Annotated in this window: 12 protein-coding genes, 1 other RNA gene and 1 pseudogene; 10 read left to right on the top strand and 4 right to left on the bottom strand. The window is 59.9% G+C overall.

Going from position 1 to position 20,417, the window contains the following annotated elements; genetic code table 11:
- Nucleotides 1-65: 65 nt before the first annotated feature.
- The 5 genes from ACA046_RS03865 (at nucleotide 66) to ACA046_RS03845 (ending at nucleotide 5,737) form a co-directional block, all read left to right on the top strand.
- Entirely contained in the window at nucleotides 66-2,876 is a 2,811-nt protein-coding gene (locus ACA046_RS03865) for an FAD-binding and (Fe-S)-binding domain-containing protein (RefSeq protein WP_497675941.1), read from the top strand.
- Nucleotides 2,877-3,062: 186 nt separating this feature from the next.
- Nucleotides 3,063-3,347 (top strand): PA2433 domain-containing protein, encoded by a 285-nt coding sequence (locus tag ACA046_RS03860; protein ID WP_497677041.1) that lies wholly within the window; start codon nucleotides 3,063-3,065, stop codon nucleotides 3,345-3,347.
- A 102-nt stretch (nucleotides 3,348-3,449) separates the two neighbouring features.
- Nucleotides 3,450-3,847, top strand: a transfer-messenger RNA (tmRNA) gene (gene ssrA, locus ACA046_RS03855).
- A gap of 390 nt (nucleotides 3,848-4,237) precedes the next feature.
- Nucleotides 4,238-4,531 (top strand): DUF6124 family protein, encoded by a 294-nt coding sequence (locus ACA046_RS03850; RefSeq protein ID WP_497675940.1) that lies wholly within the window; start codon nucleotides 4,238-4,240, stop codon nucleotides 4,529-4,531.
- 177 nt (nucleotides 4,532-4,708) lie between these two features.
- Nucleotides 4,709-5,737, top strand: a complete 1,029-nt coding sequence (locus ACA046_RS03845) for a hypothetical protein (protein ID WP_497675939.1) — start codon at nucleotides 4,709-4,711, stop codon at nucleotides 5,735-5,737.
- Nucleotides 5,738-5,843: 106 nt separating this feature from the next.
- Here ACA046_RS03845 and ACA046_RS03840 read toward each other — a convergent pair whose 3' ends face one another.
- Nucleotides 5,844-6,695: an NYN domain-containing protein gene (locus tag ACA046_RS03840; RefSeq protein WP_497675938.1), complete on the bottom strand. Its 852-nt coding sequence runs from the start codon at nucleotides 6,693-6,695 to the stop codon at nucleotides 5,844-5,846.
- 287 nt (nucleotides 6,696-6,982) lie between these two features.
- On the opposite strand from ACA046_RS03840, the gene ACA046_RS03835 reads away from it, so the two are divergent.
- The 5 genes and pseudogenes from ACA046_RS03835 (at nucleotide 6,983) to ACA046_RS03815 (ending at nucleotide 17,043) form a co-directional block, all read left to right on the top strand.
- A complete protein-coding gene (locus ACA046_RS03835) occupies nucleotides 6,983-7,528 on the top strand; it encodes a nucleotidyltransferase family protein (RefSeq protein WP_497675937.1) in 546 nt (181 codons plus the stop codon).
- A 111-nt stretch (nucleotides 7,529-7,639) separates the two neighbouring features.
- On the top strand, nucleotides 7,640-9,097 hold the full coding sequence (locus ACA046_RS03830; protein WP_497675936.1) for an ArnT family glycosyltransferase: 1,458 nt from the start codon (nucleotides 7,640-7,642) through the stop codon (nucleotides 9,095-9,097).
- A 92-nt stretch (nucleotides 9,098-9,189) separates the two neighbouring features.
- Nucleotides 9,190-14,934 carry a membrane-targeted effector domain-containing toxin gene (locus tag ACA046_RS03825; RefSeq protein WP_497675935.1) on the top strand — a complete coding sequence of 1,915 codons (5,745 nt, stop codon included), beginning with the start codon at nucleotides 9,190-9,192 and terminating at the stop codon, nucleotides 14,932-14,934.
- 156 nt (nucleotides 14,935-15,090) lie between these two features.
- Nucleotides 15,091-16,188, top strand: a pseudogene (locus tag ACA046_RS03820) (methyl-accepting chemotaxis protein); the annotation flags it as partial.
- Complete coding sequence (locus ACA046_RS03815) at nucleotides 16,180-17,043, top strand: methyl-accepting chemotaxis protein (RefSeq protein ID WP_371857023.1); 864 nt, start codon at nucleotides 16,180-16,182, stop codon at nucleotides 17,041-17,043. The pseudogene ACA046_RS03820 and the gene ACA046_RS03815, both read left to right, overlap by 9 nt.
- A 650-nt stretch (nucleotides 17,044-17,693) precedes the next feature.
- Here the strand turns inward: ACA046_RS03815 and ACA046_RS03810 are convergent.
- From ACA046_RS03810 to ACA046_RS03800, 3 genes are read right to left on the bottom strand one after another with little or no spacing between them, the layout of a single operon-like run.
- Nucleotides 17,694-18,062 (bottom strand): glyoxalase superfamily protein, encoded by a 369-nt coding sequence (locus tag ACA046_RS03810; RefSeq protein ID WP_459025944.1) that lies wholly within the window; start codon nucleotides 18,060-18,062, stop codon nucleotides 17,694-17,696.
- Between the two features lie 29 nt (nucleotides 18,063-18,091).
- Nucleotides 18,092-19,555 carry an N-acyl-D-amino-acid deacylase family protein gene (locus ACA046_RS03805; RefSeq protein WP_459025942.1) on the bottom strand — a complete coding sequence of 488 codons (1,464 nt, stop codon included), beginning with the start codon at nucleotides 19,553-19,555 and terminating at the stop codon, nucleotides 18,092-18,094.
- Between the two features lies 1 nt (nucleotide 19,556).
- Complete coding sequence (locus tag ACA046_RS03800; protein ID WP_167665292.1) at nucleotides 19,557-20,417, bottom strand: MurR/RpiR family transcriptional regulator; 861 nt, start codon at nucleotides 20,415-20,417, stop codon at nucleotides 19,557-19,559.

Below are 20,417 nucleotides of genomic sequence, written 5' to 3'. Positions count from 1 at the left end.
GCACGTAATAGGGTAAGAACCGACGCCGGACAGCGATTCCGGCGTCAGCTATTTCTGGAGGACCGATGAGCCTGCCTGCTGCTTTTCTGAGCGACGCCGCACAACTGATCCCGCAAGATCGTCGCTTCGACGATCCACTTTCCACCCTCGCCTTCGGCACCGACGCCAGTTTTTACCGACTGATCCCACAACTGGTGATCCGTGTTGAATCGGAAGATGAAGTGGTGGCCCTGCTGCAACTGGCCCAGCGCGACCGTGTGCCGGTGACCTTTCGTGCAGCGGGCACCAGCCTTTCGGGTCAGGCCATCAGCGACTCGGTACTGATCGTACTGGGGGACAACTGGAACGGGCGCGAAATTCGCGGCCAGGGCACACAAATCCGCTTGCAGCCCGGCGTGATCGGGGCGCAGGCCAACGCTTGGCTGGCGCCATTCGGGCGCAAGATCGGTCCGGATCCGGCGTCGATCAATGCCTGCAAGATTGGCGGCATCGTCGCCAACAATGCCAGCGGCATGTGCTGCGGCACCGCGCAGAATACCTATCACACCCTGGCAGGCATTCGCTTGGTGCTGGCCGACGGCAGCCGCCTGGACACGGAAGATCCCGCCAGTGTTGCGGCCTTTCGCCAACATCACGGCGAACTGCTTGAGCGCCTGGCGACACTGGGCCGCGAAACGCGGGCCAACGCCGAATTGGCTGCAAAAATCCGCCACAAATACCGTCTAAAAAATACCACCGGGTTGTCACTCAACGCCCTGGTGGATTTCGACGAGCCACTGGATATCCTCAGCCATCTGCTGGTGGGTTCCGAAGGTACCTTGGGCTTTATCAGCGCAGTGACTTACGACACGGTGATCGATCACCCGAACAAAGCCTCGGCCCTGATCGTGTTCCCCGATGTGGAGACCTGCTGCAACGCGGTGACCGCCCTCAAAACCCAACCTGTTTCAGCCGTTGAGCTGCTGGACCGACGCAGCATGCGCTCCGTGCAGGACAAACCCGGTATGCCGGCTTTCGTACAACAGTTGTCGGAAAAGGCCTGCGCACTGCTGATTGAATCCCGCGCAGCCTCGCCCTCATTGCTGCATGAGCAACTGGCGCTGATCATGGCCTCCCTGGCCAGCTTCCCGGTGGAGAAACAAGTCGACTTCACCGAAGACCCGGTGGAAAACGCCCGCCTGTGGGCGATCCGCAAAGACACCTTCCCCGCCGTCGGCGCCGTGCGTAAAACCGGCACCACCGTGATCATCGAAGACGTGACCTTCCCGTTGGAACAACTGGCCATTGGCGTTAATCGCCTGATCGAGTTGTTCGACAAACATCACTACGACGAAGCGATCCTTTTCGGACACGCCCTGGAAGGCAATCTGCACTTTGTTTTCACTCAAGGCTTCAACAGCGCGGAAGAAGTCGCACGCTACCAGGCGTTCATGGACGACGTCGCCCAGTTGGTGGCGGTGGAGTTTGGCGGCTCGCTGAAGGCCGAGCACGGTACTGGTCGCAACATGGCACCCTTCGTCGAATTGGAATGGGGCAGCGATGCCTACCAGTTGATGTGGCAACTCAAGCGCCTGCTCGACCCCAACGGCATTCTCAACCCGGATGTGGTGCTCAGCGAAGACCCGCAAATCCACCTCAAGCACCTCAAGCCACTGCCCGCCGCCGACGAGCTTGTGGATAAGTGCATCGAGTGCGGCTTCTGCGAGCCGGTTTGCCCATCAAAGGGACTGACCCTGAGCCCGCGCCAGCGCATTGTGATCTGGCGCGATATCCAGGCCCGAAAACGTGCCGGCATCGACACCACCGAACTGGAAGCGGCCTATCAATACCAAGGCATCGACACCTGCGCGGCCACCGGGCTTTGCGCCCAACGCTGCCCGGTAGGCATCAATACCGGCGACCTTGTGAAAAAGCTTCGCAGCCGCGACGCCGACCGCACCAAAACAGCCGAATGGCTGTCGACGCACTTCGCCACGGCACTGCAAGGCGCGCGCTTCACCCTGCACGTAGCCAACGGCGCGCGCATGCTGCTGGGCGCGCCGCGACTGGCGAAGCTCTCGGCCACGCTGACCCGCCTGTCCAAGGGGCAAATCCCCCAGTGGACCAACGCCATGCCGCAACCGGAAAAGGCCATTCGCTTCAGCCCCGCCGTGAGCGATGAGCGACCACGCGTGGTGTACCTCGCTGCCTGCGTATCACGTGCGATGGGGCCGGCAGCCGGTGACAAGGAACAGATGTCGCTGTACGACAAAACCCGCGGCCTGCTGGAAAAAGCCGGTTACCAGGTAGTCTTTCCCGACAATCAGGACAACCTCTGCTGCGGCCAGCCTTTCGCGTCCAAAGGCTACGCCGAACAAGCCGAACACAAACGCCAGGAACTGATCGGCGCCCTGCTCCACGCCAGCCGTGGCGGCCTCGACCCGATCTACTGCGACACCAGCCCGTGCACCCTGCGCCTGGTCCAGGACCTGGCCGAAACCCGTCTCGACCTCTACGACCCCGTGCGTTTTATCCGCACTCACCTGATGGACCGCCTCGACTTCACTCCCCAGGAAGCCCCGATCGCCGTGCATGTCACCTGCAGCACCCAGCACCTGGGAGAAAGCCAGGCGCTGATCGACTTGGCCAGGCAGTGCAGCAAAAACGTGGTGATCCCCGAAGGCATTCATTGCTGTGGGTTTGCCGGCGACAAAGGCTTCACCACGCCGGAGCTGAATGCGCACTCACTGCGCAGCCTGAAGGACGCAGTGCAGTATTGCAGCGAGGGCATTTCCACCAGCCGTACGTGTGAGATTGGCCTGACGCAACATGGTGGAATTGATTACCACGGCCTGGTGTACCTGGTGGACCGAGTGACCCAGGCGCGGGCCCATTAGAGCCGCCCCTTTTTGGTGCCGAACCTAATGATTTCGGGGTTTTTCGACTAATCCAGCGACAAAACAGAACCCCTGCGCGCCGGCGTAGTCATCTGCATAAGCCTCGACAAACGAGGCTCATCAGTGACCTCGCTGGCTGCACGGAAAACCGGCAGCATCGAGCCCTATTTGCACAAGGAGATACCCATGAAGCGTTCCGCTCTTGCTGGTTTGTTCATTACCGCTGCGATGCTGGCGTCCCCCACGTTTGCCGCCGGAACAAAAGACGATCTGTGCCAAATCAACCTGGACAAAATCAACAACGGGAAAGCGTTGCTCGCCACCGACACCAGCGGCAAATCTGGCGAAATCGACACCGCCGTTTCCCAAGCCAAGGCAGCCCATGCGGCAGGCGATGACAAAAAATGCATCGAGATCACCTCCAAGGCGCTGCAAAGCCTGCAGGACTCGGACAAAGGCGGCAATCAGTAACCCGCTGACTGCTCAGGCCAACCTTCGGGTTGGCCTTCTGTGAGCGATTGGCGTACACTGCACAGGCTTGTCACTCACTAAGAAACAACGAGTTACAAGCACGGGGCCGTTTAGGATTCGACGCCGGTCGCGAAACTTTAGGTGCATGCCGAGTTGGTAACAGAACTCGTAAATCCACTGTTGCAACTTCTTATAGTTGCCAATGACGAAACCTACGGCCAGGAATTCTCTCTCGCTGCGTAAGCAGCTTTAGATCCTGAGCTTCTGGTACCTTCGGGTCCAGCAATCACCAGGGGATGTCTGTAAACCCAAAGTGATTGTCATATAGAACAGAATCGCCGTGCAGTACGTTGTGGACGAATCGGCTAAAACTTACACAACTCGCCCAAAGCACCCTGCCCTTCGGGTCGCTGAGGGTTAACTTAATAGATACGGCTAAGCATGTAGTACCGACAGCGGAGTACTGGCGGACGGGGGTTCAAATCCCCCCGGCTCCACCAAATACGAAGCACCACCAAAACCCGCCTTGTGCGGGTTTTGTTGTTTCTGGGGGCCTGTAAATACACCGCCGAATGGGCCTTCGGATTTTTCCCGCAAGACATCGCGCCCTTGGTGAACTGGTGCTCATCAATCGACACGACTAGCCTTGAAACGTCGCTGCAAAATCAGCGACCGGGTTTAGCAGCTCGGTTAATATCAAGGCATGCAATGCCACCATCTGTCCAAGCGAAGCATCGTGCGTCCGCTTGTCCACGTTATGGCGGCTGTGCGTGGGGCACTTTCGAGTGCGCTGGGTTCCTTGATTCCTGGTCTGCTAACCCGCGTACGGTCGCCACCCTTTTCGTTTAGCAGCGATGTCTGGCGACTCCACCAATCAAGGAGTTGCACTCATGAAAAAGAACAGTCCCAATCCTCCGAGCCCGAGCCAATCCTGCACGGATATCTTCTGCATCGCTCAAGGCATCGACCCAGAAACCCTGCTCGTACAGGCCTGCGAAACCCTCGCCTCACTAAACGCGCTTACTACTGACCTCGCTTTCGAACTTGACGGAGCCTTTCGCCATAAACTTCTGGCCACCCAGCAATTGAGCGTCCTGGGTGAGTTGCTGGTAACTCGCGCACTGGACATTCTTGTGCCAACGGCAGACTCGAAAACGCAGGAAAGGACGGCTTCCGAGTATTAAAATAGCGACACAGCAGGAAATCGCCAAAAAGTAACCAAAGGGTGAGCGGGCTATTTTCTTCGAAAATAAATCCGTCACCTTTTTCTATTGGGGATGGTTGTGATACTTCTCCATCCCGTGCCCAGCACAGCTCCACCTGAATTCGCCTCTATCAGACAACCGGAAGTCCGATACCTCATGCTCAAGCCCTGTTTATTCCTGGCCCTCGCCACGCTCTCCACGCTCGCCCACGCCGACCTCGCAGGGGTCTGGCAAGGCACGCTCGGCAAGACGCCGATCACCGCCTGTTTCAACGCCGCGCCCAATACAGGCGGCAGTTACTATTACCAGCGCTTTCTGACACCGATCCAGCTCACCCAGGAAACGCCCGATGCTCCCTGGGCCGAAGAAGGCAATAGCGGTGTTTGGCAATTGGAGGCGCCACAGGGCGCCTCGCTCAAGGGCGTCTGGAGCAAAACCAAGGGCGGCAATCCTCTGCCCCTGGCATTGCAGCGCGTGGCAACGCCGCCCGAAGGTTGTGCCAGCGATGCGTATAACGCTCCCATGGAAGCCGCGCCCCTACCGGTCATGACGCAGAAGCAATCCTTCGCCGGGCACAGCTACCAGCTAAAGACCCAAGGCGCCCAGGTGACGCTCAAGCTTGAGGGCGACAGTCCGGCAATTCAGAAGATCAACCGGCAGTTGGCGAGCCTGGCCGTCAGCACTGAGGATCAAGCCGATTACTTCAACGAACGACGGGAATACCTGGGACGCCATGGCGCGGTCTATACCAGCGAAATCATCGTCGAACCCACGTATTGGTCATCCCAGTGGATCACCGTCAGGTTTTACCGATGGGCCGCCGGCACGGGCGCCAGGGGTATCAGTTGGGGGCTGCATTCCTGGAACCTGCAAACCGGCGAGAGCGTTGACCCATGGACTTGGCTCGGCGGGCACCAGGAATGGTATGACGCTTACTCCGGCCATCTGAAACTGCCCGCCACATTCAGCGCATGGCTGGAGAAGCAAACCACCACCGATGAAGGTTGCCCGGCGGTCACCAGTTACTCGAGCTTCGACCTGAGCTTCGACACTCAAGGCATGAAGCTGTCGACGCCGGCCAATGGCGACGGTTGCGACAATGACCTGAGCTTCACCTGGGAGCAGTTGGAGCCTGTTTTGTCGGCCAAGGGTAAAGCCGCACTTGCCAGCCTGAAGATGCCTTGAGTGCATAACCATCACGCGATGGTGCAGATGCTGATCGGCGGCGATCCTTTGCGCTGGCGTTTGCTGGATGCCTAACACTGGCCCGGCAGAAATCGTCAATTTCCAACTATAGGAGATGGTTTACAACAGCCTGTGAAAGCCCGGGGTCGGCGTCAAGATTCCCCGCGACCGGGATGATTGAACCGTCACTATGCTGACTCGCCGTATGTGTTTTTTCATCCCACCATTCAGGACCAGTCGCTACGGGAACACCTGTGACATCACGGATAATTCTTACGATATCGAAAGAACGCAGCCCGTCGACATGCTCACTGAGACTGCTTGTGGTATTAGCCCACATAGGGTCGAGGACGAAATCAATTCCCTTGGTCCTGGCCAGCTTTGCGGCGGGCACAAAGTCAGAGTCACCTGCAACCAAAACGATAACATCGACAAGCTTATCCAATGCGAGCGTGGTGATATCCATACCGAGCTTGGTATCGACCGTTTTCTGCTCGATGTTGTAATGGAAGTCTTCGTTGGATAAAGCGCTCCAGGTCTTTTCGCCTCTTAGCAAAGCCTTGAGGGAGTGGGAGTTCAGTTGCCACTCCCCGTTCTTTGCAAGCTCGCCAAGACGAAGCGCTGTTTTTCGGCTGGCGCGCAGTTGATCGTGCAGGTCCCGACGCAACTGATAGGGGGGGTGCGTCTTGAAATTCATGTGTCCTGGCGTTTTGTGCCCTGCCTGAACGATCGGCAGGCGCACCTGATTCGAAGGTGGAGGGCAGTCATAATAATAAATCCGATAAAGCTCCCGCCTGACAGAGCGCTCATCCTCCACGTGGAGCCTCACCAGCTTCCTTATAATCTGGATTAGCTGGTCTGCGGTAAGTACAAGCCCCGTGCCAAAGTATTTTCGACCGAAAAACAGTACTCGTTGAAAGAAGAAGCCACCATCAACAAGAATGGCTGTTCGCTTCATTCATTTTCCCCCAGGCACAAAAAAGCCCAGGACTGCTGGGCAGGTTCTAACGAATGCCTGCGCGCTGTACTGAGCTGTTGGGCGATTTTGATCAGCTGTGGCAGGAGAGTCAAGCGAGGAAAACTGAGCATCATTCATGAAAAGCTCACATGGAGTTACGGGCCTGAGACCCTACTCGAAAGCAGCCCGCCGATGGTTTGCAGGCATCCGACTTTCAGTGCATTTCAGACATTTCACTCAAGCGGTGTAGCCTTAACCACCTCGGACAACCGGAAGCCCGATACACGATGCTTACCTCTCTCCAGGCACTCATCAGTGACGATACCGAGCGCTGGCAACTGCTGGACGTCGTCCGCGCCCTCGCGCTCCCTGACTGCTGGATCGGCGCCGGCTTCGTCCGTAACGCCGTGTGGGATCACCTGCACGGGCGCCCGCTATCGGCACCGTCTGGCGACGTCGACGTGCTGTGGTTTGACGCCTCCTGTACCGACCCCAACGAAGACCGCCGCCTCGAAGCCCTGCTGCGCGCAGCAGAACCCTCCATCGACTGGTCGGTAAAGAACCAGGCCCGCATGCACCTGCGAAACGGCGACGCGCCCTATCGCGACGTCAGCGATGCCATGCGCCACTGGCCAGAAACAGCCACCGCAGTGGCCGTCAGAAGAACCGCTGAAGATTTTTGCGAAGTATCGGCACCACTCGGCCTGGAAGATTTATTCAATCTTCAACTCAGGCCGACGCACCGCTTCACCAAAGAGAAACACGCCATTTACCAACAACGCATCACCTCCAAACGCTGGCTAACCCACTGGCCACTGCTGAAACAACCCTAACCCTACAAAAACCTCACATTCATTCACGAATTATTAAGAATCGCCCTCGTATACTCGCCGATCGCCCGGACTGTTCCCCCGAACAGCCCCCTGCCCCGGTAGCCAGAATCCATGACGCGTTCCGCTCCTTTGCTGCTCCTGCTTGCTGCGCTGTTGTTTTTCTTTGCCCTTGGCAATCACGAGTTGCAAGGCTCGACCGAGGCCCGTGTGGCCGGGATCGCCATGGCCATGCACTTGGATAACGATTGGGTGGTTCCGCGACTGTTCCGTGAACCCTTCCTGGAAAAACCGCCGCTGAGCCTGTGGCTCGACGCCGGGGCGATCCGGCTGTTTGGCGGTACCACTTGGGCTGTGCGCCTGGCGTCGGCCTTTGCCGGGCTGTTCAGTGTGATGCTGCTGTACGGGATGCTGCGCAAGTTTGGCCGGCCCAAGACGCTGGCGTTTGTCGCGGGGCTGATGCTGGCGACCATGGCCAGTTACTGGAGCAACGTGCGCGGTGTGGGTGAAGACTCGCTGCTCACCCTCGGGGTCACCATGGCCCTGCTGGCGTTCTATCAGGCCAACCGCCCCGAGTCGGAGCGCGACCGTTCCAACCTGGGCACCTGGTTGCTGTTCACCTTGGGGATGGTCATCGCCACGCTGAGTAAAGGTGTTCTAGGCCTGGCCATGCCGGGCGTCGTGATCTTCGTCTATCTGGCCAGCACCAGCCTGATGGATAAACGGTTCAAGCTCGGCGACTGGATCAACCCCGGGCTGTTCACGCTGCTGGCGCTGGTGCCGCTGATGATCTGGCTGGGTTTCCTGTACCAGCGCGACGGGCTGCAAGCGGTACGTGAAGTGCTGCTGACCAACAGCGTCGGGCGCTTCAGCGGTTCGTTTGTCGAAGCCGGTCACTACGAGCCGTTCTATTACTACATCGTCAAACTGCCCGAAGCCTTTTTGCCCTGGAATATCCTGGTGTACCTGGGACTGTGGCACTTCCGCAAAAGCCTGGTGCGCAACCGCTACCGGCTGTTTTTCAGCCTATGGCTGGTGGCGCAGTTCACCCTGCTGACGCTCGCCTCCAGCAAGCGCACGGTTTACTTGATGGCATTGACGCCCGCCGCGGCAGTGCTGGCCGCCGAATACGGCGGCGTCCTACTGGGCTGGCTGAAAAGTCGCGGGCGGGTTTCCAACATCGCCGAACACGTTTATGAGCATCGCCGTGGCCTGGTGGGCGGCTTTTTCACCGTAGTGGTTGCCTGCTACCTGGTTGCCGCTTTCTGGTTCGCGCCCAAGGCCGATGTGCGTCAGTCGTTTGTGCCGGTGATCAGCCAGATCCAGGCCATGCAGGCGCAAGGCAAAGAGGTGGTGCTATACCAGGCGAACGAACGAATCGCCGGCGCCGGGGTGTTTTACATGCAGGGTTATTTGACGATCCTGCAGACGCCGGAGGAGCTCAAGCGCTACCTCGCGGCCAAGCCCGGCAACGTGGCATTGGTGGACAATACTGAGCGGCTGAACGTACCGGTGACGGTGGTCAAGGAGATGGCGATCAACCGTCAGCCGTACTATTTCGTCGAGCAGTGATGAAAGTGGTGTGGAGTACGAGTAACTAACTACCGCCATCCACACCGCAAGACTGCGCACCCTCAGGGCTCAATCAACCCTGAGGACCGGCCATGCCCGCCCAGCCCCCTGAAACATCACCGCTAACCCCCGAACAACTGAACAACTACCTGCTGCAGATCGGCCACCGTTTGCAGGTCTTCCCCAATGGCCAAGCCCCTGCAGCGCAGTCCTCTGCCGAGTTGCTGGCGGTGCAGGTGCTGCACGCGGCACTGGCAGAGGAAGGCCGCTGGGTCCTGCAGAATGCGCAAGTGCATTACACCGTGCCCCGCGACTGGGTGATCCAGGGCGAGCCAGGCCTGCTGAACCGCACGCGCATCAGCCTGGCATTGCACAAGAAGTTGGCCGCCCTGGAAATCGAACGGCGGCCCAACGGCCATTTGCGCAAGAACTGGATACTCGACAGCCACCAGCAGATGCTGGAGGCCGAGGTCAAATTGAAGGTTGCCGATCGCCTGCTCAACCCCGGTGACCAACAGTTGGTGATGAACATCGTCAGCGGCCCCGAGCTTCGTCCGGGGATCCATCGCCTGACCTTTCGCTACCGTCAACAAACCATCGAGTTCGCCGGGGCGTTTGTCCTCACCCGCAGTCAGGCAGCGATCACCCACCTGGAGACGGAAGACGGCGATGTGGTGCTGTTCACCCCCTCCAGAGGCCTGGAAGCCTTCACCTCGCTCAAGCATCTGGACCGCACGTTGCGAGAGCGCATGGACCAGGCGGCCTGGCGCCAGGAGCTGTTGCAGCACCTGCCGCGCCGCCACCAGCATCTGCATACCGCCAGTATCTGGCCCCTGGTGCTGAGCCCTGTCGACAGCGTCCCGCTGAACGAGCACACCTACAGCGCCCTGCAGGAAAAACAGCGCCAGGACATCGCGTTTGCCCTTGGCCTGGACGGTCATCCAGCGCCGACAGACGTCGCCCAAATGGCTCTCGAACTGGACCGGGCGCTGCGCAATTCACCGTGGCACCTGACGTCTCGCCTGGAGTTGCGCGCGCAGCAGTTGCTCGAAAAACTGCTGCTCCAATCCGCCCCCGACTGGTACCGCAGCGCCAGCGAGGCACAGCGCAGCACCCTCGCCGCGCACTTGCGCGGCTATGAACACCTCAGCCTGCAAGTCCTTGCGCGGCTGGGCCCGGCGGCCTCGCCCGAGGCTATGGCGCGTGTGCGATTGCTTGAGCACCTGGATGAAGACCTGGGGATACAGAACCTGATCCCCGAGCAGCTGCAAATCAGCACTGAGCGCACCCTGAAGTCGGGCAACTCGTACCCCCAGCAAAACAATTTGGTGCAACTGGCGGTACGTGGCTTGCACCGTGGTGATGAGCTGGCGGATTCCGAGTTTCTCAAACACACCCAACTGACCTACGCTCACCAGCCCCTGCCACCCGAGTTTCAGGACATCACCCCCGCCTACCTGGCCGATCTGCTGGCCAGGGTGCAACCGAGCCTGAACTTCGCCGAAGAACAAAAGCGCGCCCACAGTTTGCCTGCGGTGCAGGAAGCCATGCAGCAGATGCTCGACAGCCGCCTGCACGCGCTGGCCTACAGTGCATCGCTGCAAAACCACATCAGCACTGACGACTACGCACTGCTTCAGACCCTCAGTGCAGGCCCTTCGCAAACGCTCACCGCGTGCTGCCTGTTCCTGCACAATGCACCGCTCAAAGACCTTTGGGTGCTACGCCAGGTCGATGCCACCGGCGCGGTCAAACGCTTGCTGTTGTGCACGCCTCACGCGCCGCGCGCCGAGCAATTCCAGGCCTTTGCCAGCGAGCGGGAATTGCAGGCGCACATCCTCGGCTGGAGCCAGGAGGTGGCGTCCGCTCCAGGCTCGCGCAGCATGAAAGATTACCTGCTTGAACAAGTGGTAAGCCGGATCCGGCCCAAATACAGCGCGATGCTTTCCGCTTTGGGTTTTATGCCGGCCAACCGCGATTACTTGATGATCAGTTTCGGAGCGCCTTCGACCTATGAAGCCTGCCTGGTGGAAATGAGCACCACGACGCTGGCCATGCAGGCCGATGAATACCTGCATCAGATGCCCAATTGGCTGAGCCAGGCTTCAGCGGCTGACCGACAGAAACTCGCCGACCTCAAGGACCAGGCGCTGGGCGCTGCACAGGCCTACGGCGCAAGCCCGGGTAGCCCACAACAGTTTCCCGACTTCGACCGTTACTTGCACAAGGCGGCAAAAACCGCACTCAACCAACTGCTGGGTAATCCGACCCCCGCGGTAGACCCAAACCTGGTGGGCGTAATCACCCCGCGCGAGCGCGTCAGCTACACCATGCTGTACCGCAATGGTTATGACGCCAGCCTGGGTTTTATCAACCCTGACGCCAGCACTACCGCACAGTTCAAGGGACCGCCCGGCGTCGACCTGAGTCGACTCACCGCGCAAACGGTAAGCAACTCGGTAAGGGGCATCTGGGTCGGCGATCGCTACGTCGCCGAGGTCGAGAAAACCCTGCTGGACCCGCAACATGCCAGCTATGACTGGCACCGTGGGATGGCCCTGGAAGTCACCCAATTGCACATGCGAGTCGCCGCGCTGGAATGTTGCCTGCAAGGCTGCCTGGCATCGGCCGACCTGGTCTGGCTGGAAAAAAGCATCGACAGTCTGGCCGACAACAGCAATGCAGTACGCAACCTGTATCGCCTTTACCCACTCCACATCAGCGGCCAAGTGATCGATGGCTGCTACCTGTTCCACCACGCCAACGACCTGCCCTTGCTCTACACCCCTAACGCGCCCGACGGTATCGCCTTCAGGCCGCAAAGGGAATTCAACGAACGCCTGAAAAACCTTGTGGGCATGGATACCTACTACATCAGCCGGGTTGCCAGCATTGAACGCGCGGCGTTCGAACCCAAGTTGCAAGCATTGGTGACCGGCCTGCCAGCGCAGCTCAAGGGGGTTTACTCCAAGCCCGTATTCGACGAAGTGCCCCGTACCGCACTGCCACTCAAAGACCTGCATTATCACAGCTACGACAAGCCACTGCGCCATCGCATCGATGAAGTCAAAAACACCACGCCCGGGCGCCTGCAGATGATCATGGAACTGGTCAGCGTCATCGGTGAAATCACCATTGCCGTGCTCACCGCTCCCTTCCCGGCCCTGAGCCTGGCCTTGGGCGGCTTGCTGGTGTTCAAGGATTCAATGCTCGCGCTGCATGCCTATAGCCGCAACCAGACTGCCGTCGCACTGGGCCACTACCTGGGAGCGCTGCTCAATGCCGGCGGGGCGTTGCTGACCGACCTGCGGCCACTGTTGTTCGCGCCCACCCGGCTCATCCGCCCGCCGCTGCGCCATATCGCTCGTGCCCCCAAGGAGCAGCAGGCAATCACCCTGATCAAGCAACTGCAACCGCAACCACCGGTACCTCAGGGCATGCAGCCCGTGCTGTTGGGTGGCGACAATCTATGGGCCTCACATACCCCTGACAGCCTGAGGCGCTTCCTGTTGTTTCGTTTCGACAGCGCCAGCGGGCAGTTGCGCTCCACCGGCAAACTGGTGAATAAAACCATGGACGGCCAGTGGCAGCGCTCCGGCGTAATCGGTGGCGCACCGCCTAAATATGAACCGCTTCCGGCGCCATACGAACTACCGGATAAATATCGCAAGAACATTGCCGCCATGCTGCCGCCCGACGACCGCGCGGCTTTTTTCCGGCTGGCCATCCAGGGTGAGAGCGACCTGTACGCATCCAGTATTTTCAGCGCGAGACTTCAACTCGCACCTGCTCTCAAGCAGCATCTCGACCTCGTCACGTCACTGACCGACGCCGCCGATGAGTTTTTTTCCCGACTGCCTGTTTTAGTGCCTCGTGCAGACACCCTGAATCTGGCACCAGACATTGCCCTGCGAGACCTGCTTAAACAACTGCTCGACGACGCACAAAACCTGGTCATAGGCGAAGCCTCTTTCTCCCTCGTCAGTAAAAAACTACTGATAGAAAACATGCAGTATTTAAAAGAAATCAATGTATCCGTTCTCTATGTCGAGCCCTTGTGGCGTGACATTCATCACTTGAAAACCCACTCACGCTTTTTCAACGGGATTTCCGAGCAAGCCGAAAGACAGCTCAAGTCCATCGACAAAGAAAACTTCCGAGACCCGAATACCCAGTTTGGTTATTGGCAGCTGGTGCAAACCGCTGACAGTCACGGAATCGAGGTCAGGTCGTTAAACGCCTCGACATCCTACGACTTGGAAAACGTACTCAGCCTGGCCGACACTCGCACGGCCTCCCTGCGTTCAAACAAGCTGACCAACTACTATTCCCACACGGTCATCAGCGCCGACCAGGCGAAAAAACCCGGCGAGCGCTGGATTGCCTTGATCGATCAAAAACGCATGAGCGCTTATCGCGGCACGCCGGGCCTGGCGGACTTGCAAAAGAGCATCGCCCTGCGCGTCGAGGATGCCCTTGATAGACCCACCCAGTTACTCGCCGACGTGGCCGGCGGCATCCCGGGCGATGCCTTGGCCAAGGGCAACCTGAAGCTCTCGTTGAACATCGCCAGCCCAGCGCTGCAGCCCGTGTCGCGCCCCATCCCAACACAAACGCTGCAGCCAATACGCCCCCGCCCGGCCGAGCCTGCCAAACACTTCAACACCTTCGATTTACCCGAAGAACACCTGGCCCTGTTCAGCCATGAAATCAGCCTGCCAATGGGTACACGCGAGGCGCTTTTCGTCACGGCCTACAGGGAGCTCGCCAGCAGCCGCCGGGCAGCACAAACCACCTTCGATCAAACCCGCAAAAAGTTGCAGGCACAGGCCCAGCAATTTTTTACCGACCACACTCCGTCGGTGCGGGCAACGTTACCCAGCGTCGAGTCGTCCCTCGACGAGGTCGCGTTCGTTGATCAACTGCTCGAAACCGCCGACGGCCTGGTGGTGGGCGAGGCCCATGCCATTACGTCAAGCAAAGCCTTCCTCAGCCGGCATATGGAACACCTGAGTAGCCAACGCCAGGTCAAAACGCTTTATGTGGCGCAACTCACCACCGACTTGCATCAGGCTGATCTGGACATCGCCCACAGCTTTGGCTTTATCACTGATGAACTGTGGGCCTACCTCAAAGCGCTCGACAACGGTCATGGTGTGCCCGCCAGCAGCCCCCACAGTTTTGTCAGCCTGGTGCAGGTGGCGATCAAGCATAACGTGCGTGTGCGTGCCCTGGACTGCATCGCCAGCTTGCGGGTCGACGGGATGACGGCGTCGAGAACATCGATGTTCAGCTACTTTGCAACCCAGGTGATACGCGCCGACCAACTTCAACACGGGCCACACAAGTGGGTCGCGCTGGTCGGTGAAACGCATGCCAACACCCATCGCGGCGTGCCGGGCATTGCCGACCTCAACAACGGCGTCAGCTTGCTGCTGGACGATGTGCCGCCAGGCTCGGCGAGCGGTTTTGTGCGTGAACCCGCCAGTGTCCAGGCGCTGTCGCGCGAACAACAATGGCCGTTGGTGCGCTACGACTTCAAGAAAAACGTCGAGGTCGCGGGTGCCCCCCTGCCACTGCCGGCGCTGCCAACGCCGGTACGCGGGCTGGAGCAGCGGCTTCAACGCAAAGGGGATTACCTGCTGCAGCGCACCTCGGACAATGGAATGGAGATCGTCCATAAAAACCGCGACGGCGTACTGACCCATACCTCATTGCAGCAAGATGCCAGGGGGCATTTCGTCAACCGTTGGAATCTGGATGAGCGACGCTTCGGCAGCCGTGAAGCGCTGATGCACTTTATCGAAACCCGTAAGAACATGCGCCAGGTTCACTAACCCATGTACCCGCCCTCTGCATCCCGGAGGGCGGTGTTACCGCTCGTCGCCTACCTTCCATAAACCCTGCCCTCACGAAAAAACCGTTTCAGCTCTCGCCAGGGCTGCCGATACCTCCTGACTACCCATCGGCTGGTCGCTACTTCCAGCAACCGGATGTACCCGCAAATCTGTTCCTGGAGGAATGCGATGAATAGTTGGTTCGGCAACATCAGCGTCAACATGAAACTGGGCCTGGGCTTCGGCCTGGTACTGGTACTCACCTCGATCCTCGCGCTCACCGGCTGGACCAGCCTGGGCGGCCTGATCGACCGCAGCAACTGGATGAGCGACATCACCCAGCTCAACGCTTCGCTGACCAAACTGCGAATCGTGCGCCTGCAATACATGTTGGCCAACGGCGACGAAGCCGTGGCGCAAAACGTGCAGACCAACCTCGACGGTTTTGTCGCCCAGCAACAGAAGCTGCTGGACAGCTTCAAGAGCCCGGACAACCTCAAGCTGCTCAATGAGCAAAAAGCGATCATCACCGCCTACCAGCAGTCCTTGAACAAAATGCGCGAGGCGTACCGCAACGGTAACGCCGCGCGCCAGGTCATGGGCGACAAGGCTGACATCGCCAACGCGCAGATCAGTGCCCTGGACTCCAGCGTGCGCCAGATGCCCGAGAGCACCGAACGCTTCGCTCAGTTCGAGGCTGTGAACACCGCCAAGGAACAGTTCCAGTTGGCCCGCTACGAAGTGCGCGGCTACACCGGCAACGTCAACGCCGAGACTGAAGCCCGTGCCGCCGCGCAGATCGAGAAAGCCATCGACGGTTTGAAAGGCCTGCATGCGGTGTTCGGCGCCAGCCAACAGACAGCTCTCAGCTCACTGGAAACCGCCCTCGGCGCCTATCGCAGCGCCGTCCAGAACTACAAGGCAGCCAACGCCAACATCGTCTCGGCCCGGGCAGAAATGACCACCCAGGGCACCGACATCGTCACCATCAGCGACAAGCTGTACGACATCCAGCTGCAACGCCGCGACGCCGAAAGCGCCCAGGCCCGCAGCCTGCAATTGATCAGCACGTTGCTGGCGTTGCTGGTGGGCATAGTGGCTGCCGTGATCATCACCCGCCAGATCACCCGCCCCTTGCGCGAGACCCTCGCCGTGGTGGAGCGCATCGCTTCCGGCGATCTTAGCCACAACATCCAGGTGACGCGCCGCGACGAACTCGGCGTGTTGCAACAAGGCATCCAGCGCATGGGCACCACCCTGCGTGAATTGATCAGCGGCATCCGCGACGGCGTGACCCAGATCGCCGCTGCCGCCGAAGAGCTGTCGGCCGTGACCGAGCAGACCAGCGCCGGGGTCAACAGCCAGAAGATCGAGACCGATCAAGTGGCCACCGCCATGCACGAGATGACCGCTACCGTGCAGGAAGTCGCCCGTAACGCCGAACAAGCGTCCCAGGCTGCCTCGGCCGCCGACGGCGAAGCCCGCGCCGGTGACAAGGTGGTGGCCGAAGCCATCGCCCAGATCGAGCGTTTGGCAGCCGAAGTGGCGCGTTCCACCGACGCCATGACGCACCTGCAACAAGAGAGCAACAAGATCGGCAGCGTGATGGACGTGATCAAGGCCGTGGCCGAACAGACCAACCTGCTGGCACTCAACGCCGCCATCGAAGCCGCACGTGCCGGTGAAGCCGGTCGGGGTTTTGCGGTGGTCGCCGACGAAGTCCGCGGCCTGGCCCAGCGCACCCAGAAATCCACCGAAGAAATCGAAGGCCTGGTGGCCGGTTTGCAGAATGGCACCCAGCAAGTGGCTGCCGTGATGAACAACAGCCGCAGCCTCACCGACAGCAGCGTCGAACTGACGCGCAAGGCCGGTGTATCACTGGAAAACATCACCCGTACGGTGTCGAACATCCAGTCGATGAACCAGCAGATTGCTGCCGCCGCCGAACAGCAGAGCGCCGTGGCGGAAGAGATCAGCCGCAGTATCGTGAACGTGCGGGACGTGTCGGAGCAGACCGCAGCGGCCAGCGATGAAACGGCCAAGTCGAGTGTGGAACTGGCGCGTTTGGGCGGGCAGTTGCAGCAGATGGTCAGCCATTTCCGGGTATAAATCCCAGGCACAAAAAAGCCGCCCCGGTCGAAACCGGGGCGGCCCACTTCTCAGACCTTAACGGTCATCAAAGCTGTCCCGCAGGAATTTCCACACGTGATAAACACGCAGGGAATTCACTACGAGGTCCCACGTACGTCGTGCAAACTTGGACATACTCGGCCCTCCATCAGTTGGGCCTACCTCCAGCACACTTACCGGAACACGTGAGCCTTCGGACGCAGGTCAATGCTTCCAGTGAGGCGGCCGGGCTTTGGGTCCTCCCGCATGAATCCGGCACGGATTACTAGCCCGTGGCGTTCGGTCCATAAATTCGCGCGCGTACCCAGCCTACCTACAAACGACATACACAGAACGGGGGCGATACTAACCAACATCCCGCTCAAAGGTGTGACCAGGGAGGATTAATCCGCCGGTAACGCTCCAGGAATTTATTGCCAATTTTTGCAGTTGTCTTTGAATAGCGTATATCTCAAACAACTGAGAACACCGAGCATCACCAGGCCTTGCGTGATGCCTGAACCGACAGTAATATCCGGTTAGCAGGTCAATGCTTCCGGTGAGTCGCAACCCCAGCCACTAAACTGGGTTTGCAAAAAAACCGCCCTACTAAGGCGGTTTTTTATTGCCTGCGATTTATGCACGCAGCCTCAGCCGCTGATTTCCTCAACAAACACCAACCGGTTCCCCGACGGGTCGCTGATGCTCATCTCGCGACTGCCCCATGGCGTGTCTTCAATCCCCGGCTTGGCATTGCGGTAATTCTTGGCCAGCAACTGTTGCTGGTACGCTTCCAGCCCTTGAGCCTGAATCCGCACCGCTGCACCCGGCGTGCAGTCGCCATGGTGCTCGGACAGGTGCAGCACGCATTCCCCCAGCGACACCTGCAAGTACAGCGGAAAGTTGTCTTCAAACCGGTGCTGCCAATCGACCTTGAACCCTAGGAAGTCGACGTAGAACTCCAGTGTCCTGGCCTCGTCGAAACTGCGCAAAATGGGGGTGACTTTTCCTAAGTGCATGGCGATTGCTCCGTATTTGAGAGCGGCCACTATACGGCCGCAAACCCCTTACGCAAATCCCCGTTTCGCGCGAGGAATCGTCCGGACCGCTGTCCGTTGGCCTGCCCATCGCTGTAGCTCAGCACGCCATTGACCCACACACCGTCAATCCCTTCCGCCGCGCGCTGCGGCTCCTTGAAGTCCGCCACATCCCGCACCCGCAACGGGTCAAATAGCACCAGGTCCGCCCAATGCCCTTCACGGATCTCACCGCGCTCGGCCAGGCCAAAGCGCGCCGCCGACAAGCCGGTCATCTTGTGCACGGCGGTGTGCAGCGGGAACAAACCAAGGTCTCGGCTGAAATGCCCGAGTACCCGTGGAAACGCGCCCCACAAACGTGGATGTGGGAACGGGTCTTCCGGCAAACCATCCGAGCCGATCATCGACAGCGGGTGCGCCAGGATACGCTGCACGTCGGTCTCATCCATCCCGTAATACACCGCCCCGGCGGGTTGCAGGCGTCGGGCGGCGTCCATCAGCGGCACCGCCCACTCGGCGGCGATGTCCTGCAGGTCCCGTCCGCCCATTTCCGGATGCGGCGTGGACCACGTGATGGTGATGCGAAACGCGTCGGTAACCTGCTTCAGATCCAGGGTCGATGAACTGGCCGCATAGGGATAGCAATCGCAGCCCACCGGATGAGTCTTCGCCGCGTGCTCCAGCGAAGCCAACAACTGCGGACTGCGCCCCCAGTTACCGGCGCCCGCGCACTTGAGGTGGGAAATAATCACCGGGGCTTTGGCGTGCCGGCCAATCTGAAACGCTTCGTCCATGGCCTCCAGCACCGGTTCGAATTCGCTGCGCAAATGGGTGGTGTACACCGCGCCGAACGCCGTGAGTTCTTCACTCAGTTGCAGCACTTCATCGGTCTCGGCGTTGAAGGCGCTGGCGTAGGCAAGGCCGGTGGATAACCCCAGGGCACCGTCCGCAAGACTCTCCTGCAACTGCACGCGCATCGCGGCGATTTCATCGGGAGTGGCGGTGCGGTGCAGGTCGTCCATATGGTTGCTGCGCAGCGCCGTGTGGCCGATCAGCGCCGCCACGTTGACCGCCGGATGGGCACTTTCCAACGCCGCGCGGTAATCGGCAAACCGCGGATAGGCGAAGGCCTCGCGCTTGCCCAGCAGGTTCATCGGGTCCGGCGGATCGGCCCGCAGGCTGACCGGCGAAGCGCTGATGCCGCAGTTGCCGACGATCACCGTGGTCACGCCCTGGCTCAGCTTGGGCAGCATCTGCGGGTGACGGATCACTACCGTGTCGTCGTGGGTGTGCACGTCGATAAACCCCGGCGCCAATACGCGCCCGGTGGCGTCGATTTCATGCTCGGCACTGTCTCGGGACAAGTCGCCGATCTTCTCGATACGGCCCTCGTGCACGGCCACATCGGCGACATAGCCGGGAGTGTTGCTGCCATCAATGATCAGCGCCTGGCGGATCAACGTGTGGTACTTCATTTCAATCTCCAAGCGGCAGGCTGTCGGGGCCGCCGCGATAATCGTCCAGGGCCAGCTTGATCCGTCGCAGGCGTTCCTGGTTATCGTCCGGCATGGCCAAGGCCAGCTCGGTGGCGAGCACGTCGATGGCCAACAGCATTCCGTAGCGCGCCGCCGTTGGCTTGTAGATGAAACTGGTTTCCGCCGGTTGCAGCGGCAGCAGCACATCGGCCAACTGCGCCAGCGGGGAATCCGGCAGGGTGATGGCGATGATTTTGGCGCCGTAGTTACGCGCCAGCGCCACCACGCCCAATACCTCCGGGGTGATGCCGGTCAGCGAGCAAACAATCAGCGCGTGTTCCGGGCCCAAGGTGGCGGCCGTCACACGCATCATCACCGGGTCGTGGCAGGCGGCGATCGAGTAGCCCAGCCGCACCAGGCGCACTTGCAACTCGTCGCTGCACAGGCTCGACGGCCCACCCATGCCGAACGCGTGGATCATCCGCGCTTTGCCCAGCAGGCTCACGGCGTCGACAAAACTGCGCTGGTTGAAACCGGACAAATGCCGACGCAATGTCGATTCGATATCGCTGAGAATCTGCCGGTGGAAGGCCGACTGCTCAGGCAGGCCCGCCGGGTCGAGAAACCGGCTGCCGACTCCGCTGGCCTGGGCCAGTTGCAGGCGCAGGTCACGCAAGTCACGACACCCGACGCTGCGGGCAAAACGCGACAAGGTGGCGGTGCTGACCTCGGCCCGTTGGGACAACGCTTCCAGGCTGGCGGACGCTGCGAAACCGACGTCATCAAGCATCAACTTGGCGATACGCCCTTCGCCGGCACTGAAGGAATCCTGACGGGCGCGGATCTGGTAGAGGATGTCCAT

Source organism: Pseudomonas sp. LBUM1641, assembly GCF_059716235.1.
This window is presented reverse-complemented; position numbering and strand designations above follow the sequence as displayed.

What these genes read in the sequence shown, in the direction of transcription:
- ACA046_RS03865 (WP_497675941.1), top strand. Translation starts at nt 66, where the DNA reads ATGAGCCTGCCTGCTGCTTTTCTGAGCGACGCCGCACAACTGATCCCG.
- ACA046_RS03860 (WP_497677041.1), top strand. Translation starts at nt 3,063, where the DNA reads ATGAAGCGTTCCGCTCTTGCTGGTTTGTTCATTACCGCTGCGATGCTG.
- ACA046_RS03850 (WP_497675940.1), top strand. Translation starts at nt 4,238, where the DNA reads ATGAAAAAGAACAGTCCCAATCCTCCGAGCCCGAGCCAATCCTGCACG.
- ACA046_RS03845 (WP_497675939.1), top strand. Translation starts at nt 4,709, where the DNA reads ATGCTCAAGCCCTGTTTATTCCTGGCCCTCGCCACGCTCTCCACGCTC.
- ACA046_RS03840 (WP_497675938.1), bottom strand. Translation starts at nt 6,695, where the DNA reads ATGAAGCGAACAGCCATTCTTGTTGATGGTGGCTTCTTCTTTCAACGA.
- ACA046_RS03835 (WP_497675937.1), top strand. Translation starts at nt 6,983, where the DNA reads ATGCTTACCTCTCTCCAGGCACTCATCAGTGACGATACCGAGCGCTGG.
- ACA046_RS03830 (WP_497675936.1), top strand. Translation starts at nt 7,640, where the DNA reads ATGACGCGTTCCGCTCCTTTGCTGCTCCTGCTTGCTGCGCTGTTGTTT.
- ACA046_RS03825 (WP_497675935.1), top strand. Translation starts at nt 9,190, where the DNA reads ATGCCCGCCCAGCCCCCTGAAACATCACCGCTAACCCCCGAACAACTG.
- ACA046_RS03815 (WP_371857023.1), top strand. Translation starts at nt 16,180, where the DNA reads ATGGGCACCACCCTGCGTGAATTGATCAGCGGCATCCGCGACGGCGTG.
- ACA046_RS03810 (WP_459025944.1), bottom strand. Translation starts at nt 18,062, where the DNA reads ATGCACTTAGGAAAAGTCACCCCCATTTTGCGCAGTTTCGACGAGGCC.
- ACA046_RS03805 (WP_459025942.1), bottom strand. Translation starts at nt 19,555, where the DNA reads ATGAAGTACCACACGTTGATCCGCCAGGCGCTGATCATTGATGGCAGC.
- ACA046_RS03800 (WP_167665292.1), bottom strand. Translation starts at nt 20,417, where the DNA reads ATGGACATCCTCTACCAGATCCGCGCCCGTCAGGATTCCTTCAGTGCC.